Origin of the sequence: Frankia sp. Hr75.2 (genome assembly GCF_949319125.1) — a bacterium.
In the GTDB taxonomy this organism is placed as follows: domain Bacteria; phylum Actinomycetota; class Actinomycetes; order Frankiales; family Frankiaceae; genus Parafrankia; species Parafrankia soli.
The window spans coordinates 1-452 of sequence record NZ_CASGGV010000237.1 but is presented as its reverse complement, the minus strand read 5'-3'; the positions used below and the strand labels follow the sequence as shown (position 1 = coordinate 452).

Genomic DNA, 452 nt, shown 5'->3' with positions numbered 1-452 from the left:
CAACCGGGCGGGTTCGATGGTGATGCCGACCTGGACCGGACTGCGCGGCAAACTGTTCCACGTCGCGTCCGGCGGGCTGCGGCGGATGGACGACCCCAAGCCCAACGACCAGCCCGACACCGACACCTGGATGGGTGAACCCGACCGCGGCTACGTCGTCCTCCCCGAGGGCGCCCAGCAGATGTGGCAGAACGAGTTCTTCTACCTCGACGGCGAAGTCATCCTCCACAACAACGAACGCGGCGCCGACTACAACATCACAGCCACCCCGAAGACCTGGGCCCAGGTCACCGCGGACATCACCACACCACCCCCGGCCGACCCCGAGGCCGCCGGCTGGGTCCGCTACGGGCTGGTCCGCGACACCGGCGACGACAGCGCCCCCGTCCCCCAGTACCTCACCCGTGACACCCCCACCGACCCCGCCACCGTCCCCCAAAAAACACAGGTGT

General features: G+C 68.8%; 1 protein-coding gene. It reads left to right on the top strand.

The annotated features are described in order from the left end of the window. Window positions 1-16 precede the first annotated feature (16 nt). Window positions 17-452: hypothetical protein (locus AC559T_RS17140; protein ID WP_498869384.1), on the top strand; the 436-nt coding region annotated here is incomplete at its 3' end.